The organism is Enterococcus sp. AZ062 (genome assembly GCF_051715065.1).
GTDB lineage: Bacteria > Bacillota > Bacilli > Lactobacillales > Enterococcaceae > Enterococcus_B > Enterococcus_B mundtii.
Genome location: NZ_JBIOTB010000001.1, coordinates 2111603 through 2128727, shown reverse-complemented (window position 1 = coordinate 2128727; position 17125 = coordinate 2111603). Strand labels below are relative to the sequence as shown.

The following is a 17125-nucleotide window of genomic DNA, read 5'->3' as shown; positions in this document are numbered from 1 at the left end:
AAAGAAAATGAGAAGTGAAAAGATATTGGCGATTGATGAAGATCTAACATTTAGAAGAATGATTTGGAAGGCCTTACAACCAGCTGGGGTTTTGATCTATCAAAGTGATTCCGTTGAAAAAACACTGGATATCATGTCTAGAGTGACTTTTGATCTCTATCTTTTAGATATTCGTTTAGCTCATCAAACAGATGGCTACCATATTGTGCAACTCATCCGAGAGCAAGACAGTCTTTCTCCCATCGTTTTTTTTACCGAACAACAAAATGAGATTGAAATTATCACTGGATTGGAGATGGGAGCAGATTATTACATCACTAAACCATTCAATCCGACACTGCTAAAGGCGCAAGTTCTCGCTATTTTGGACAGACACAAGGTACTTAAAGAACAAACCACCAACTGTAAAAAAAATAAAATCATCATAGGTGATTTTTGCTTTGACAAAGCGCTCTATCGTTTATATAAAAAAGGCAGATCGATTGAGTTGTCTTCAAAAAAAATCAAGCTGATGCAATTCTTTATAGAAAATCCCGAACAGGTTTTTTCAAAGGAACAAATTTATCAAAGTGTTTGGAATGACAGTGAGCTGGATGCCAATACCATTATGGTTTTTATCAATCACTTACGAAACAAAATCGAAGATGATCCAAAAAATGTCCAGTACCTCAGAACGGTTAGAGGACTTGGTTATATTTTCTTACCCTCTGGTAAAGAAAGTAATCCTTCTAATTGAGCGAAAAAAATACCTAATGAAAGTAAATCTGCTGCACCACCAGGGCTTAAATTGCGTTTGGTCAATCGTTGATCATAGATTGTTAATTCATCAAGTAGCTGCTTCCATGGGAGCTTTGCTTGATGAATTTTTTTTGTTTCTTGTTGTACTTTTTGCCACTCCTGAATACCGCCTCGGTGAAGTATATTCCCGTCTTCGATTTCGCTCATCAATAAAACCAAGGCACGTAGAAAGACTTCATCGGGCGCATGATAGTTTGCTGAACGTAAGTAAGGGAGAAGAATGGAAGTAAGGCTGGGATAACACTGAGCAGCCTCGCCACGAATACCTGAAATACCATGTGTCAAAAAAAGCTCTTCCCCATGTGTACGGTGTGTTTTCCGCGCTAAGTCGTGAAAATCCTCTTTGATCAAATCATGTGTCAGTTCTCCTGTAAAATCTAGTATTTGCTCCGTCTGTTTGGCGTTTAATGGAAGTCTTTGGATAAAACACTGTTGCATGTGCCAACCGATCGCGCCCAAGATGACTGCAAACGAAAAATTCGCTCCTTTATGTGTATTGATATCATTCGTTGCGACAAGCATTGCTTGTTCTGCTTGATACCCCATGCTTCTTAGTTTTTTAAATAATGATTTCGTATTCCCTTTATGAGTAAAACCTGCTTCGATATATTCTTGGAAAAAAGGTGTTAACGTTTCGATACTTATTTGAAAGGTTTGAAAATCCATATCATTATGCGCGCCATTTGAAATAGGATCGACTAGTCCTGGTTTTGGACTTAATGCTACTTCGTAAAACAAAGCGTGCTGTGCAGCCTGTGCGATCGTACCTATCAGTGTATGATTAGTCAATTTTTCTACGCTCCATTTCAGCTAAAATAAATTGTAATGAACGATCTAAATGCTCGTGGGTGATCAAGGTGATTTGTTCTGCGTTTTTTGTTTGCATTCCGCGATAGATCAGCCAATGTTCTTCAAGAGCTTTATCTCTCCGTCTGGATGAACGAATGGCGATATCGCGAAAATAAACGAGGTAAGCTTGTAACTCTAAGACAATAGATTTTAAACGGAGCATTTGGCTTTTCTCGTAAATAAACGTATTGAAGTCTGAAAAATTTTGCAAGACTTTTTCTGTTTGATCTGCTTGATTATAACTTTCACCGCGTAACAACAGTTCTTTTAGTTCAATGAAGTCTTCTGTTGTCATCTGATTCATTGCCTTGATCGTGGCAAGGGTATCTAAAGATTTACGGATATCATAGATTTCGTAAGCATCTTTTATACGAATACCTTTGACGACGATGCCGATCTTAGGCACGTGTTCAACTAATTTTTCATTGACTAATTGCTTCATTGCTAACCGAATGGGTGTGCGACTGATATTCAATTCTTCCGCTAAGACTTTTTCATTGATTCGTGTATTTGCAGGAATATCACCAAGAATGATCGTTTTACGAAACGCTTCATAAATAAGTGCATTCAATGTTTTATTTTGAGTTAGATCCAAATTTTTTCGTAATGCTTCAACCACTTGCTTCATTTTTTTCTCCCCATTTCTACTTAGACATTCAGTTTTTGTTCTAAGTTTATCATGCTTTCCAACCCTCAAGAGAACGAACCCAAAAATATGTCAATAGCAATTAAAACGGCTCCTTCACTTTGGCAGAACGTGAAAATTAGTATTCCAATAATGAAGGAGCCGTTCGTTTAGTTAGTCACTCTTGTTGGTACGATCGGTTTTTATTGTGGGATATAAAATGGCATATGTCCAAAAAGAATAATTGTGACGACAAAAATAGTAAAAATACCTAAGGCATATTTTCCGGCTTCTCTTTGCCATTTTCCCATATCCAATCCGGTCAAACGTAACAAGAGATAGATAAAAGCCACTAACGGACTGAGCAAATGGAAGGCTTGACCCATCAAAGAGGCAAGGGCCATTTGCATATTGGTAAAGCCGTACGCATGACCGGCTTCTGCTAAAACCGGTAATACACCGAAATAAAAACCATCATTTGAAATAAAGAAAGTACCTGGCGCTGAGATCAACGCAATAACTAATCCCCAGAATCCTGCTAATTGTTTTGGAATGAGATAAGTAAAGCTGTTCGCGAGTGCTTCAGCCATACCTGAACCTTGGAAAAGCCCCATGAAAACTCCCGCCGCAAAAACTAAAATCACGACTTGCACCGCATCGCCACCATTTGCACCAATACGGGCGGATTGATCTTTTAGATTAGGGTAATTGACCATTAAGGCAATGCATGTTCCTACTAAAAATAATAAAAGAGGTGGTAAGGCAATCGAAGAAATAAATGAGCTGGCAACCAACCAGGCAATCAACACGATCGTGAGTATCCCATTGAATACAAAATTTTTAGGACAGCGCATTTTGACTGTTTCAGGATCGGTGATTTTAGTGATTTCTTCAATTTCCTCATTTGATAATTGGGTAATACCTAAACGGTCACGTTCTTGTTTTCCCATCCGGCGTGCAACGAAAAAAATGACATAAAGCAAAGACAAGATCATTCCAGGAGCTAGGTAAGACAAGATATCCGCATCGACTTCCAATACTGCCATCGCTCGAGCGGTCGGTCCACCCCAAGGTAATAGATTCATGATGGTATTTTGAAGAATGATCAATACCCCTAAGTTCATCATTTTCATGTTTAATTTTTTATAGATAGGAATAAAAGCGGAACAGCAAATCAACGTAGTCGTTGTCCCATCGCCATTCAGCGAAACGGTTGCGGCAACGATCGCAGTTGCCATTAAAACTTTCATTGGATCGCCTTTGGCAAAATAAATCATTTTTTTAGTGATTGGATCAAATAGACCAGCGTCCAACATGATTGAAAAATATAAAATGGCAAATAATAGCATGATTCCTGTATTTGAAGTTGTTTTGATACCTTCTAATACAAAATCGCCAATATTTCCTTTCTGTGAAGCACCGGAAATCATTGCAACTAAAGTAAATAATAGTGGAATGATCACAAGGGAAGTAAATGGAGACATTTTCTTTTTCATGATGACATACATAAAAATAATGATCATTGCATAAGATAAAACGGTTAATAACATACGCTTCTCCTTTTCTAATTGTATTGTTTGTAAGCGGTATCAAAATTAGATGGGTAGAAAATTATTCTTAGGACAGAAAGAGTTGTGTGTTTCTAAAATTGACGCCTCCTTGACGACTCTAGGATAAGCAATATTTTAAAGGGAAGATAGGTGAAGTAAGAAAAAAGAACATGAAAAAAACAATTTGGTCTACCTAATCTTATCGAATGCTTAATAGTACCTTAACAGAACATTAATTCATTGGAAAAAGCTTTTATATCAATGTTTGTATTGCTTTTTTTGCCTGATTCAAGAAAAAGAAACAACAAAAAAACAATCTTATATCAGTTTGGAAAACATAATTGGTTGAAACATCCTATAATAAAAATAAGGACAGAAAAGAAGAAAGGAGCAAGAAGTATGTGGCTGTTTACAAAACGAAGAAAGAAGCAGCAACCAGCAGTGGAGCCCAGCCCCACAATAGTAGAAAGAGACAATGAAAAGATGGATGAAATGAAACCGGTTCCTGCATATATTGATGCTGCGCCAGCTGATGTTCAGCTTGTCAGTGTGGTAGCTGCAAGTTTAGCAGCAGAATATGATCCGGAGAGTCGATTCATTATCAAAAAAATCAAGCAGAGAAATCCGGAAGCAATTTTGGTTTCACTGATTGCTACAAGTGTAGCAGCGGGAGTCAATCCAAATAGTCAGTTTATTATACGAAAAATAGCCAAAAAATAAATGTTTTGGAGGAGAAAAAATGTTGCGGAAATTCAAAATCTCAATTGATGGAAAAGAATATTTAGTGGAAATGGAAGAAATCGGTGGAAGTCCGCAAACGAACCCAGTTCCAACACCAGAACGATCTACACCAGTGGAAGCGGTCGTACCATCAGAGGTCTCAACAACTGTACCAGAAACGAAATCCTCAGTCGAAGCGGGAGCGGATGCGATGACTTCGCCGATGCCAGGCACGATTTCTCGTTTATTAGTTACAGTTGGGGAGGTAGTGGAAATCAATCAACCTTTGATGATTTTAGAAGCGATGAAAATGGAAAATGAAATCGTTGCTGGAAAAGCTGGTCAAGTGACTGGAATCCATATCAGTCAAGGAGAAATGGTGAATCCTGGTGATCCACTTATCACGATTAGTTAAATGTTCGCTTTGAGAGTAGAGTCATTTTGGTGACTCTTGGTATTCAATATTAAGTAAAAGGAAGTGACATGTGTGGAAACACTTATTGAAGGAGTTATTGGCATGGGGCAAGAGCCGGGACGCATCGTGATGATGGTGATTGGCGGAGTCCTCATGTACCTTGGGATAAAAAAAGAATATGAACCAACGTTACTCGTACCGATGGGGTTAGGTACGATCTTAGTCAATTTCCCTAATTCAGGTGTGCTGAGTGCCGGTGGTGAGGCCGGCGCATTCCAAATTTTGTTTGATATGGGGATTACGACGGAGCTATTTCCGCTCTTATTATTCATTGGTATTGGTGCAATGATCGATTTCGGTCCCTTGTTACAAAATCCATTTTTATTACTTTTTGGAGCCGCCGCACAATTTGGGATTTTCTTTACGATCATCGTAGCGATCCTATTAGGTTTTGATTTGAATGATGCAGCTTCTATTGGCATCATCGGAGCAGCGGATGGACCAACTTCCATTTTTGTCGCGAACACGTTGAATTCGAAATATATGGGTGCCATCATGGTGGCTGCCTATTCGTATATGGCCCTCGTGCCAATCATTCAGCCAGTTGCGATCAAAGCTGTGACGACTAAAAAAGAGCGACGTATTCGAATGAATTATCGTGCAGGGGAAGTGTCGCAAACAGCAAAAATCCTCTTTCCTTTAGTTATTTCAGTCGTCGCTGGTTTGATTGCGCCTGTTTCTCTGCCACTTGTTGGTTTTTTGATGTTTGGAAATTTGTTACGAGAATGTGGGGTATTGGATCGTTTGTCGATCACTGCTCAGAATGAGTTAGTCAATCTCATCAGCATATTATTAGGGATCGCCATTTCGGTCAAAATGCAGTATGAAGAATTTTTACAGATCGATACGTTGATGGTTATCGGTCTAGGGCTGGTTGCTTTCATTATGGACTCGATCGGTGGAGTATTGTTTGCTAAATTATTAAATTTATTCCGAAAAGAGAAAATCAATCCAATGATCGGAGCAGCAGGAATCTCTGCTTTTCCAATGTCTAGCCGCGTCATTCAGAAAATGGCAACAGAAGAAGACCCACAGAACTTCATTTTGATGCACGCAGCTGGAGCCAATGTATCTGGTCAGATTGCTTCAGTGATTGCCGGCGGCTTATTGCTCGCCTTATTGGTATAAGAAAGGAGAAAAACGATGTCAGCAGAGTTAATCAAATCTCTTGAACTACTAGTTTTAGGATGGGGTGGCGTATTCGTTGTTATCTTGATCATTTATCTTGCTTCGATGCTATTGAGTCGCTTGTTTCCAGTAAGAAAATAAAAAGAAGGTCTTGTACATGTATACAATCAAAAGATTATGGTTGGAAAAGGATGCTCAAGTCTATCAACAATGGCTGGAGCTGATCGAAAAATCCGGTCTCACATTGAATGAAAAGGTTGACTATACCGTTGGGATCTATCAAGAAGAGCGGCTGATTGCCACCGGTTCTTATGAGCGCAATATTTTAAAATATTTGGCTGTTGCGAAGGATTTCCAATCAGAAAATTTGTTGACGAAGATCGTTCAGCAATTAATTGATCATTTATCCGAAGAAAACAAAAGGCATTTCTTTGTCTACACAGATCCTAGTAATCACCCGATTTTTCATGCTATGGGATTTAAAGAGATCATTGCCACTGAAACCATATTGTTTATGGAACAAGGTACACCTGACTTTCAAGATTATCTTGCCATGTTGAAGGCAAAAAAGAAAAAAGGTACAGGCTGTGGGATTGTGATGAATGCCAATCCTTTTACAAAAGGACATCAGTACTTAGTGGAGTGCGCAGCCAAACAAGCAGACCAAGTCTACCTTTTTATTCTTTCAGAAGATCGTTCAGAATTTTCCTTTTCCGAACGGTTCGAAATGGTCAAGCAAGGGATCGCGCATGTAAAAAATGTCACGATTTTGCCGACAGAAGATTATCTGATTTCTTCCGCCACATTTCCTGCCTATTTTTTAAAGGAACATGCTACAGAAGAAGCAGCAAAAGCGCAAGGTACATTGGATGCGCTACTTTTTAAAGAAAAAATCGCACCGATACTTGCAATTGAAAGTCGATTTGTCGGTGAAGAACCGTACTCTAAGGTAACTGAAATCTATAATGAAACATTGAAGAAGGTATTTGGAGAATCGCTTTCTTTGATCGTCCTACCGCGAAAATGTATCAAAAACGAAGTAATCAGTGCAACAAAAGTCCGAAAAGCCTTACAAGAAGATGACGTGCAGACATTACAAGCGTATTTGCCTGCTTCGACTTATAACTATATCAAAAATCATAAACGTAATAGAGGTGACAGGAAGTGAAAATTTATCAAAGTGCAGTGGCTGGAACAATTGAATCCAGTGATATCATGATCACGATCGATCCAAAGATAGAAAAAGGCATTGAACTTTCCTTGACAAGCAATGTCGAAAAACAATTTGGTCACCAAATCAGAAAAGTCATTATGGACACCCTTCAACAGTTAGGCATTGAAGCCGCCAAAGTAACAGCTGTCGATAAAGGTGCGCTTGATTGCACGATCCAGGCAAGGACGATTACAGCAGTCCATCGAGCTGGAAAGCAAGAGCGCTATGATTGGAAGGAGATCAATTCATGGAACGTTTAAGAAGAACGATGATGTTTGTTCCTGGTGCAAATGCAGCGATGCTGAGAGATGCGCCATTATACGGTGCAGATTCACTCATGTTTGATTTGGAAGACGCCGTATCCTTAAAAGAAAAAGATTCGGCACGCTTGCTCGTTCATATGGCATTAAAAACATTTGACTATAGCAAAGTAGAAACGGTCGTTCGAATCAACGCATTGACGGCTGGGGGTGACCAAGACATTGAGGCAATGGTATTAGCAGGGATCGATGTCATTCGCTTGCCAAAAACAGAAACCGCACAAGACATCATCGAGGTTGATCAGGTCATCACTTCAGTGGAAGAAACTTATCATATCCCAATGGGAACCACAAAAATGATGGCAGCGATCGAATCTGCAGAAGGGGTATTGAATGCAAGAGAAATCGCTAAAGCTTCCAAACGGTTAGTTGGCATCGCGTTAGGTGCCGAAGATTATGTGACCAATATGAAAACTCAACGATATCCAGATGGGCAAGAATTGTCTTTTGCTCGAAATATGATCCTTCATTCAGCTAGAGCTGCTGGTATTGCAGCAATCGATACTGTCTATTCAGATGTCGAAAATCTTGAGGGATTTCAAGCAGAAGTCCGTCTGATCAAGCAACTAGGCTTTGATGGGAAATCAGTGATCAACCCACGTCAGATTCCATTAGTCCATGCTATTTATGAACCAACAGAAAAAGAGATCCAAGCAGCGAAAGAAGTGATCTGGGGTATCCAAGAAGCGGAAGCAAAAGGTTCAGGCGTGATTTCTGTGAATGGCAAGATGGTGGACAAACCAATCGTCGAGCGAGCAGAAAAAGTGATTGCTCTTGCAAAAGCAGCGAAGTTGATCAGAGAGGAGGAGATCTAGAAATGGTTGTAAATAAAGTTAGCAAAGAAATTCCACAAACAGCAACAGTTGCTCATCGTCTGTACGAAGGTGAATTGGACCATATGGAACCATACAAAGAAGCCAGTAGAAACATCCATCCTGTCCGTCCAAATGAGAAAAAAATAGTGGGAAGTCTCAAAGAAGCCATTGAAAAGACAGGGCTGAAAGATGGAATGACGATTTCTTTTCATCATCATTTCCGTGAAGGTGACTTTGTACTAAACATGGTCATGGAAGAAATTGCCTCGTTAGGAATCAAAAATATCACGATTGCACCAAGTTCAATCGCAAATGTCCATGAACCTTTGATCGAGCATATAAAAAATGGCGTTGTGACTGGAATTACCACGAGTGGTTTGCGGGATAAAGTAGGTGCCGCAATTTCGGAAGGAATCATGGAAAAACCAGTAGTCATTCGTTCCCATGGTGGACGAGCGCGAGCGATCGCATCCGGTGACCTGCATATTGATGTCGCTTTTTTAGGAGCGACGAGTTCAGATGAATATGGAAATGCTAATGGAACCACTGGAAAAGCCATTTGCGGATCACTAGGTTATGCCATGGTCGATGCAAAATATGCGGATCAAGTGGTCATCCTCACAGATACATTAGTTTCTTTTCCTAATATCCCAATCAGTATTGCACAGACGGATGTCGATTATGTTGTAGAAGTGGAAGCGATAGGTGATCCCGAAGGCATTGCAAAAGGTGCGACACGATTTACTAAAAATCCTAAAGAACTTTTGATCGCAGAGTATGCAGCAAAAGTTATCACTCATTCGCCTTATTATCAACAGGGATTCTCCTTTCAAACTGGCACAGGTGGTGCGGCACTGGCAGTTACCCGTTTTTTACGCGAAGCAATGTTGAAAGACCAAATGACTGCTAGTTTTGTTTTAGGTGGAATTACAAATGCGATGGTGGAATTACTAGAGGAAGGTTTAGTAGAAAAGATTATCGATGTCCAGGATTTCGATCATTTATCTGCGATTTCTTTAGGCGAAAACAACCAACATTATGAAATCGATGCAAGTATGTACGCTTCTCCAGCAAGTAAAGGTGCTATGGTAAATCAGCTAGATACAGCCATTTTGTCTGCGCTAGAAATCGATACGGCTTACAATGTCAATGTCATGACTGGTTCAGATGGAGTGATTCGTGGAGCTGTTGGCGGCCACCCAGATACCAGCATGGGTTGTAAAATGAGCCTAGTGATCTCGCCACTCGTTCGTGGACGGATACCCACTGTTGTTGATCATGTCAATACGGTTGTGACTCCCGGAACTAGCATTGATGTCTTAGTTACGGAAGTAGGTATCGCCATCAATCCTAAACGACAAGATCTGATCGAGTATTTCAAGGGTGTAGATATACCGCAATATACGATCGACGAGCTTAAACAAAAAGCATATGCCATCGTTGGCGAACCTTCAGCCATCCAGTATGGCGAAAAGATCGTTGCCTTGGTGGAATATCGTGATGGCACACTGATCGATGTGGTCAAAAATGTGTAGCAAATTATTCGATGGACCAATTGTGACGCATGAAGAGATCCTTATCGCAAGAGAGGCCCGTGCTAACAGACAAAGAAAATTATTGGAAGCAAATCCACAACATATGTTGCTTTCAGCAACTATGAATATACCAGGTCCTGTCAAAACGTCAGAAGAAATCGCACAAGTCTTTCATATAGTGGTCGAAGCTATAGAAGAATGTGTTTCAGAAGTCACTCCATTGGTCCAGTTGTACCGTAAGAAAAAAACAGGTTACGAGTATTTTTTACTTCTTCCTTTAAGAAAAGAGCTACTAAAAAAGCGCATGATCGAACTCGAAGAAACATGCCCCTATGGTCGATTAGTTGATCTTGATGTACTTTTTTGGGAAGAAGGAAAGATGCAGCAGTTGAGTCGCGAGATGCTGGGATATAACCAACGGACATGTTACGTGTGTAACGAAGTAGCCAAAGTTTGTAGTCGCGAACAGAAACATTCCCTGCAAATGATACGCACACATATCCAGCAACTCGTTGAGAAAGGAAGGAAGTAAATGGCAAAAAAAATCCAAATGATGGAAACTGTTTTGCGTGATGGACAACAAAGCTTGATTGCCACAAGAATGACTACAGCAGACATGTTGCCAATCCTGAAAACAATGGATCAAGCAGGCTACCATTCATTAGAGATGTGGGGTGGCGCTACTTTTGATGCGTGCTTACGATTCTTAAATGAAGATCCATGGGAGCGTTTGCGTATGATTCGTTCACAAGTCAAACAAACAAAGCTACAAATGTTGCTTCGAGGACAAAACCTCCTTGGGTACAAAAATTACGCAGATGATGTAGTCAAAGAATTTGTTGAGAAATCGATCAAGAACGGCATTGATAGTATTCGTGTGTTTGACGCATTGAATGATGTTCGAAATTTACAGACTGCTATTGTGACAGCTAAAGAAGCTGGTGGTCATTGCCAAACAGCTATTTCTTATACGACGAGCGAGATCCATACGATCGATTATTTTGTAAGGTTAGCAAAAGAAATGGCGGATACTGGAGCAGATTCGTTATGTATCAAAGATATGGCGGGCGTATTGACCCCGCAAACTGGTTACGAATTGATCAGTCGAATCAAAGATGCTGTTCCATTACCATTAGAAGTCCATACTCATGCAACAAGTGGGATCGCTGAAATGACCTATTTAAAAGCGGTTGAAGCAGGGGCGGACATCATCGATACGGCTATCTCTTCTTTTGCGGGTGGAACGAGTCAACCTGCAACTGAATCAATGGCTTTGGTGCTTGAAGAAATGGGCTATGAGACAGGGTTAGATATGAAAAAAGTAACAAAAATAGCAGAATACTTCAATCCGATCAGAGATCATTTTCGCGAAGAAGGGATGTTAAATCCTAAAGTCAAGGACATTGAACCTAAAACATTGATTTATCAAGTGCCTGGCGGTATGTTATCTAATTTATTAAGTCAGTTGACGGAACAAGGATTACAAGAGAGATATGAAGAAGTATTAGCAGAAGTGCCAAAAGTTCGAGCAGATCTTGGCTTTCCGCCACTTGTTACTCCGTTATCCCAAATGGTAGGAACGCAAGCGCTGATGAATGTACTTTCTGGTGAGCGATATAAACTCGTCCCAACTGAAATCAAAGAATATGTTCGAGGGTTGTACGGCCGTCCTCCAGCACCAATCGCTGAAGCCATCCAACAGATAATCATTGGCGATGAACAAGTGATCCAAGAGCGACCCGCAGATTTACTAGCACCTCAATTGCCGCTACTCAAAAAAGAAATCAGTGAGTATGCAAAATCACCAGAAGATCTTTTAAGCTATGCCTTGTTCCCTCAACAAGCCAAAGATTTCTTAGGGCGTCGCGAAGACCGCTTTTATGACGTACCACTGCAAACGGTTGAAGTGATGATCGACATGGACTGACGTCAAAACAAGGATTCGGTTTTTAGCCGCGGTTGAGAGATAGTAAAATAAAGGTGGGTATTTATCATTTTAGAGAAGTTGTCTAGATAAAATTCCCTACTCATGAACTGAGGGGCGATGTCTGAATCCTCAGTCTTGGGCGAGATTAACAATAAAAAAGGAACTGCGTGAACAGTCCCTTTGGAAAGCGCCGCTAAAAACGGCGCCAAAAATTTCATTCGGTATAGTAGAAATAGTCGTCCTCTGTTAAAGTGACGGCTATTTCGTTTTGTCATGTTTAAGCAGTTCCACAATCAAATCAATTCAAAATGCTTCAATGCGTGAACGATCCCGCCTTCGGTATTTTTCTTCGTAATGAAGGTTGCAAGTTCTTTTAACTCATCGTAAGCATTACCCATCGCGATTTTGTGATCACAAGCTTCAAGTAAGGCAAAATCGTTCGGCCCGTCACCAAAACCAAAAGTTGGGACATTCTCTAATTTTAATGTTTCTTTTAAGCGTTTGACCCCTGCACCTTTTGAAATACCTTTTCTGACCGTATCGATCGAATAGGGACTATTGCGGTAAAAAGTCATGTCTGGGAAACGTTCATGATAATATTCATCTCCTGATTCTGAAAGGATCAGCAGCATATTGATCGGATGATCCTGAAAAGCGGAAGGATCGATTGGTGGCACATCTGAATGGATAAAGCCATAAGCTTTTCTCATCGTTTCTGTGTGGTGAGTACTCCAAATATTCTCTCTATTATAAAAACAAAGGGCATGACCTTGCTCTTCGATATGGTCACGCATTTTTTGACATTCTTCTTTAGAAAAGCGTACAGAATAAATTTCTTCTCCCTCTACGCTAATGCAAGAACCATTCATTGTTACAGCGGAAGTAATACCCGCATCACGCATGATTTGTTTGATTTCCATTTCTGTCCGTCCAGTAGCGATAACAGGTAGGATATCATTCTCTTTTAATGCTTGGATTGCTGCGGCGATCTCAGGAGTTATTTTAGAATGTCCATCTAATAAAGTTCCATCGAGATCGAAAAATGTGATTGCTTGATAGTTTGTCACAAATAAAACTCCTTTTTCATTTGACTATCTTTATCTTATCAAAGAATGAACAAAAGACAAACGTTTCGTGAAGAATTACTGAACTTATTGGTTCAGCAACCATTTTAGAGTATACTATAGACAGAGATTGGAGAGTGAAATCATGATTTTTTTAACAGTTGGTCTTTTTTTGACCTTGATAGGGCTCTTATTTTTAATTTTGCCTTCTAAAGGTAATTTACCTTTCTATGGTTATCATTCAGAACGTGCCACTAGATCCGACGAACATTGGCGGATTGCCCAACGAACAAGCGGAAAATATTTCTTGATTTTCGGATTATTGATGACCTTGATCGGCTACGGATTAAAAATCACCGAACATACCAATTTTTTTATTATTGAAATGTTGGTCTTAGTGTTTCCGATCATGCCGATTTTTATATTAACAGAAAAAAAATTACAAACTTACGATTTGATAAATGGAGGAGACGAGCATGAACATTTTAATGATTGAAGATAATCAATCCGTATCTGAAATGATGCAGATGTTTTTTTTGAATGAAGGATGGGAAGCAACCTTCAAATACGACGGAAAAGAAGGATTAGATGCGTTTTTAGAGAATCCACAACATTGGGATATGGTCACGTTGGATCTTAATCTTCCGACAATGGATGGCATGATGGTTGGACGAGAAATCCGAAAAGTTTCTAGTACGGTACCAATCATCATGTTGACCGCCCGAGATTCTGAAAGTGATCAAGTGATCGGTTTAGAAATGGGAGCCGATGACTATGTGACGAAACCTTTTAGTCCTTTGACGTTGATTGCACGTATGAAGGCATTACATCGTCGTAGCGAATTAGTCGAAACAAAAGAAGAAAATCCATTATCTGATCAGAATTTTGATATCCAAACCGATCACTTCAAGATGAATACGAAAACGCGTGAAGCCTACTTGAATAACCAACCGATCGATGGATTGACACCAAAAGAATTTGATCTTTTATTTACATTAGCAAAGAAACCAAGACAAGTATTTTCAAGAGAACAGTTATTGGAATTAGTTTGGGATTATCAATATTTTGGTGATGAACGAACCGTCGACGCCCATATCAAAAAACTGCGTCAAAAAATCGAGAAAGTAGGCCCACAAGTGATCCAGACCGTTTGGGGTGTAGGCTATAAATTTGATGATTCAGGTGTTGCCTGATGCGCTATTTATACCAACAATTACTGGCATTTTGTGGGATGATCGCGATGATCATCTTGATCGTCGGTATTTCTTTTACGCAATTGACCAAGCAGACCATCGAAGAAAATAATTACCAACAACTTTTTGGTTATGCCGAGTCGGTGGAGAAAACGACCCAAACCTTTGCGGATACGTTTCCTCAATTCAATCAAGATCAAGCATTCCAAAATGCGTTGGAATTGACTGAACAAGTATTAACTGAACAAAATGTCAATTTTATCTTTATTGATAAATATGAGCGAGTGATCTATCCAACTGCTGGGGTTTACTTGAATTTTACGATTACAGCAGATCAATGGGAAAGTTTGAGAAGCGGTCGCCAAGTCAAGTTTACTTCAAATAAAAATATCTCAGGGGAGAATCAAGCTACATCCTATGCTTTGGTTCCTTTCAACTTGAATCATGAGTTTTATGGGGGATTAGTTGTAAGCCAACCAGCCAGAAACATCGACAATAGCGTGCGATCAGTCACCTTGAATCTCTTCAAAGGCTTTATCTTCTCAAGTATTATAGCAATCATCGCAAGCTATGCCTTTGCGGCTTTCCAAGTCAAACGGATCAATCGTTTGAGAAATGCTACAAAAGAAGTCACGAATGGCAACTTCGATGTGCAATTACCTGTAAATGACAAAGATGAATTTGATGAATTAGCAGACGATTTCAATAAGATGACCAACTCACTGAAAGAATCACGAGCAGAAATCGAGGAACAAGAGAATCGGCGCAGACAATTCATGGCAGATGCTTCCCATGAAATGCGGACCCCTTTAACAACCATCAATGGCTTGTTAGAAGGCTTAGAGTATAATGCCATCCCAGACAACCAACGGGAAAATGCCATTAAATTAATGAAAAATGAAACTGAACGTTTAATTCGTCTAGTCAATGAGAATTTAGATTATGAAAAAATCAGAACGAATCAAATCAGTATGGTCATCAAAAAATTTGATGGGACAGAAACGTTAAAAAACATTGTTGCTCAATTGGAAGCAAAAGCAGAAGCTGCGGGTAATCAATTGATTTTAGAAGCACCTGAACAATTAGACGTATACGCTGATTATGATCGGTTTGTACAGATCATGGTCAACATTATTCAAAATGCGATCCAATTCACTGAAAATGGAACGATCACAGTCACATTAGAAAAAGGTTATCTTGAAACGATCATCAAAGTGACCGATACCGGTATTGGTATGTCAGAACAACAAATGAAAAGCATATGGGATCGCTATTACAAAGTTGATCCATCTAGAAAAAATACAAAATATGGCGAATCCGGCTTAGGGTTACCGATCGTTCAACAATTAGTTCGATTGCATAAAGGAAAACTCGACGTAACAAGTGAGTTAGGAAAAGGAACGACATTTACTGTAAAATTACCAGATGTTGAAATCGAATGATAACTAAATCAAAAACCGTTAAAACAAGACGTTTCTCTTGTTTTAACGGTTTTTTTATGAAGATCAACAAGCAAAAGTCAACTCGCTTCTTTACAATCAGTGACATATGGGCTTTCGGCTATGGAAAGATCATGCGTCAACAATAAGATCGAAAAAGAATGATCGTTGACTAAATCGCAAAGATTTGTCAAAAGATCTTGAATCTCGATAATTGACAAATCATCGATAGGGTCTTCGATGATCAGTTTATTTTTATCGGCGAGGATCGCATGCATCAGTTGCAATTTGATTCTTTCATACGTACTCAACTCACTTACTGATTTTTTGAGCAACGAGGAATCAATCATTAGCTTAGCTTGCGCTTGTTCCTGTTTGGCTTTTTTTTGTTTTTCGGGGATGTCCAAAAATACTTGTTCTTTTAAATTAAGGTAAGGAAAGAACGGCCAATTTTTTTGAACGATCATCAGATCTGTTCGTTCTGAAGCAAGGAGTTGTGCTTTGATCTCTGTGAAAATCACCTGTTGTTCGGCTTTCGAACCGATCAGAACGGTAAAACCGCTAAATGATATCAGTGAATCATGTTGGTTCATCAATGATCAGCTTCTTTCTTTTTAAAAGTCGATTTGAAATCATGAAAAGACAGGTACTAAGTAATGTGCTAATACTAACTAAACAAATGATCGTCTGTCCGATCCCTTTTAAGGTATCTACTAAAAAGTTATCGCTAAAAAAGTCGATCATAAAAAAACTATTTTGGTCAATCGAGATCGATAAACCATTTCCAGATGAAAAGACACTTGGTAAATTCGGTAGTTCGAAGAAATCTAATAGAGCCAAATTGATTTTTTGGAGTAAAGCTTGATAGCCATTTTGGAAAGCAAAAACGATCAAAAGAACGCCAAGACAACTCAGGACTAATGGAATCAAGGATTGCCAAAAAACAAAGAAGAACATTTTTGGTTTGGAAAGACCCGCTAATCGCCAATTGATGATTTCCATGCGATGACGATAGAGTGAGAGTAAAAAGAAAAAAAAGAAACACAAGGCAAACAGTGCCAGTATGCAACTGATCACAACCAGATAGGCTTGTTGAAGCGTTTCTGATGAAGGTAAGTTCTCTTTGACATCAGAAGCGTCAAATATCAACACCCGATCTTGGATTTGTTTGTGTAAAGTGGTTTGTAGATTATATAAGTTAAAGCTGATCAATAATAGAAAAGCAGAAAAGCTTGAAAACAAAGTATATAGAAATGTTTGTTTTTTGTAATAAAGTAATCGTGCGGTAGAATAACGGATCATATTCATACTTTTCACCTCAAGAATAGTATAAAAAATGAATATGAATAAAGTATGAAAATCATTTAGTGAAAAACCGAAATAAAGGAAGGCTGGTCAAGTAGGACAAGCAAAAAGAAACCTGAAGGCGTAAAAAAAACTTCTTTAGTGACGCTATTCTTTTGGCCCTACTATG

At 39.3% G+C, this 17125-nt stretch carries 20 protein-coding genes; 14 read left to right on the top strand and 6 right to left on the bottom strand.

Features of this window, described 5'->3' with window-relative positions:
* Positions 1-7 precede the first annotated feature (7 nt).
* A complete protein-coding gene (locus tag IGJ00_RS10105) occupies positions 8-736 on the top strand; it encodes a response regulator transcription factor (protein ID WP_066025248.1) in 729 nt (242 codons plus the stop codon).
* Here IGJ00_RS10105 and citG read toward each other — a convergent pair.
* From citG to IGJ00_RS10090, 3 genes are all read right to left on the bottom strand, one after another.
* Positions 691-1587, bottom strand: coding sequence for a triphosphoribosyl-dephospho-CoA synthase CitG (gene citG, locus IGJ00_RS10100; protein ID WP_161641969.1), 897 nt, complete (start codon positions 1585-1587; stop codon positions 691-693). The genes IGJ00_RS10105 and citG overlap by 46 nt on opposite strands.
* Entirely contained in the window at positions 1580-2275 is a 696-nt protein-coding gene (locus IGJ00_RS10095) for a GntR family transcriptional regulator (RefSeq protein WP_065095987.1), read from the bottom strand. The genes citG and IGJ00_RS10095 overlap by 8 nt, the downstream gene beginning before the upstream one ends.
* 200 nt (positions 2276-2475) lie before the next feature.
* Entirely contained in the window at positions 2476-3822 is a 1347-nt protein-coding gene (locus IGJ00_RS10090) for a CitMHS family transporter (RefSeq protein ID WP_108146127.1), read from the bottom strand.
* Between the two features lie 399 nt (positions 3823-4221).
* Here IGJ00_RS10090 and IGJ00_RS10085 point away from each other — a divergent pair, with 399 nt between their 5' ends.
* The 10 genes from IGJ00_RS10085 (at position 4222) to IGJ00_RS10040 (ending at position 11955) form a co-directional block, all read left to right on the top strand.
* Positions 4222-4542 (top strand): hypothetical protein, encoded by a 321-nt coding sequence (locus tag IGJ00_RS10085; RefSeq protein WP_258183249.1) that lies wholly within the window; start codon positions 4222-4224, stop codon positions 4540-4542.
* A gap of 19 nt (positions 4543-4561) precedes the next feature.
* Positions 4562-4957 carry an acetyl-CoA carboxylase biotin carboxyl carrier protein subunit gene (locus IGJ00_RS10080; RefSeq protein WP_029594282.1) on the top strand — a complete coding sequence of 132 codons (396 nt, stop codon included), beginning with the start codon at positions 4562-4564 and terminating at the stop codon, positions 4955-4957.
* A gap of 72 nt (positions 4958-5029) precedes the next feature.
* On the top strand, positions 5030-6145 hold the full coding sequence (locus IGJ00_RS10075; protein ID WP_034691433.1) for a sodium ion-translocating decarboxylase subunit beta: 1116 nt from the start codon (positions 5030-5032) through the stop codon (positions 6143-6145).
* Positions 6146-6160: 15 nt separating this feature from the next.
* Positions 6161-6286: an OadG-related small transporter subunit gene (locus tag IGJ00_RS10070; RefSeq protein WP_010735089.1), complete on the top strand. Its 126-nt coding sequence runs from the start codon at positions 6161-6163 to the stop codon at positions 6284-6286.
* Between the two features lie 16 nt (positions 6287-6302).
* Complete coding sequence (gene citC, locus IGJ00_RS10065; protein ID WP_438844390.1) at positions 6303-7313, top strand: [citrate (pro-3S)-lyase] ligase; 1011 nt, start codon at positions 6303-6305, stop codon at positions 7311-7313.
* On the top strand, positions 7310-7618 hold the full coding sequence (citD, locus tag IGJ00_RS10060) for a citrate lyase acyl carrier protein (protein ID WP_010735091.1): 309 nt from the start codon (positions 7310-7312) through the stop codon (positions 7616-7618). The genes citC and citD overlap by 4 nt, the downstream gene beginning before the upstream one ends.
* Positions 7606-8493 carry a citrate (pro-3S)-lyase subunit beta gene (gene citE, locus IGJ00_RS10055; RefSeq protein WP_438844389.1) on the top strand — a complete coding sequence of 296 codons (888 nt, stop codon included), beginning with the start codon at positions 7606-7608 and terminating at the stop codon, positions 8491-8493. The genes citD and citE overlap by 13 nt, the downstream gene beginning before the upstream one ends.
* Before the next feature lie 2 nt (positions 8494-8495).
* On the top strand, positions 8496-10028 hold the full coding sequence (gene citF, locus IGJ00_RS10050; RefSeq protein ID WP_438844388.1) for a citrate lyase subunit alpha: 1533 nt from the start codon (positions 8496-8498) through the stop codon (positions 10026-10028).
* A complete protein-coding gene (gene citX / locus IGJ00_RS10045) occupies positions 10021-10560 on the top strand; it encodes a citrate lyase holo-[acyl-carrier protein] synthase (protein WP_438844387.1) in 540 nt (179 codons plus the stop codon). The genes citF and citX overlap by 8 nt, the downstream gene beginning before the upstream one ends.
* Entirely contained in the window at positions 10561-11955 is a 1395-nt protein-coding gene (locus IGJ00_RS10040) for an oxaloacetate decarboxylase subunit alpha (protein WP_438844386.1), read from the top strand.
* Between the two features lie 293 nt (positions 11956-12248).
* Here the strand turns inward: IGJ00_RS10040 and IGJ00_RS10035 are convergent, their stop codons facing one another.
* Positions 12249-13022 (bottom strand): Cof-type HAD-IIB family hydrolase, encoded by a 774-nt coding sequence (locus IGJ00_RS10035; protein WP_019724436.1) that lies wholly within the window; start codon positions 13020-13022, stop codon positions 12249-12251.
* Positions 13023-13164: 142 nt separating this feature from the next.
* Between IGJ00_RS10035 and IGJ00_RS10030 the strand changes: the two genes are divergently transcribed.
* Genes IGJ00_RS10030 through IGJ00_RS10020 form a run of 3 tightly spaced genes read left to right on the top strand, consistent with a single transcriptional unit; the run spans position 13165 to position 15654 of the window.
* Positions 13165-13515, top strand: coding sequence for an SdpI family protein (locus IGJ00_RS10030; protein WP_019724437.1), 351 nt, complete (start codon positions 13165-13167; stop codon positions 13513-13515).
* Complete coding sequence (locus IGJ00_RS10025; RefSeq protein WP_010735098.1) at positions 13496-14212, top strand: response regulator transcription factor; 717 nt, start codon at positions 13496-13498, stop codon at positions 14210-14212. The genes IGJ00_RS10030 and IGJ00_RS10025 overlap by 20 nt, the downstream gene beginning before the upstream one ends.
* Positions 14212-15654 (top strand): ATP-binding protein, encoded by a 1443-nt coding sequence (locus IGJ00_RS10020; protein WP_438844385.1) that lies wholly within the window; start codon positions 14212-14214, stop codon positions 15652-15654. The genes IGJ00_RS10025 and IGJ00_RS10020 overlap by 1 nt, the downstream gene beginning before the upstream one ends.
* A gap of 77 nt (positions 15655-15731) precedes the next feature.
* On the opposite strand, the gene IGJ00_RS10015 is transcribed toward IGJ00_RS10020, so the two are convergent.
* Both IGJ00_RS10015 and IGJ00_RS10010 read right to left on the bottom strand, forming a co-directional pair.
* Complete coding sequence (locus IGJ00_RS10015) at positions 15732-16244, bottom strand: hypothetical protein (RefSeq protein WP_438844384.1); 513 nt, start codon at positions 16242-16244, stop codon at positions 15732-15734.
* Positions 16231-16959: a hypothetical protein gene (locus IGJ00_RS10010; RefSeq protein WP_019722957.1), complete on the bottom strand. Its 729-nt coding sequence runs from the start codon at positions 16957-16959 to the stop codon at positions 16231-16233. Before IGJ00_RS10010 ends, IGJ00_RS10015 begins: the two co-directional genes overlap by 14 nt.
* Positions 16960-17125: the final 166 nt, after the last annotated feature.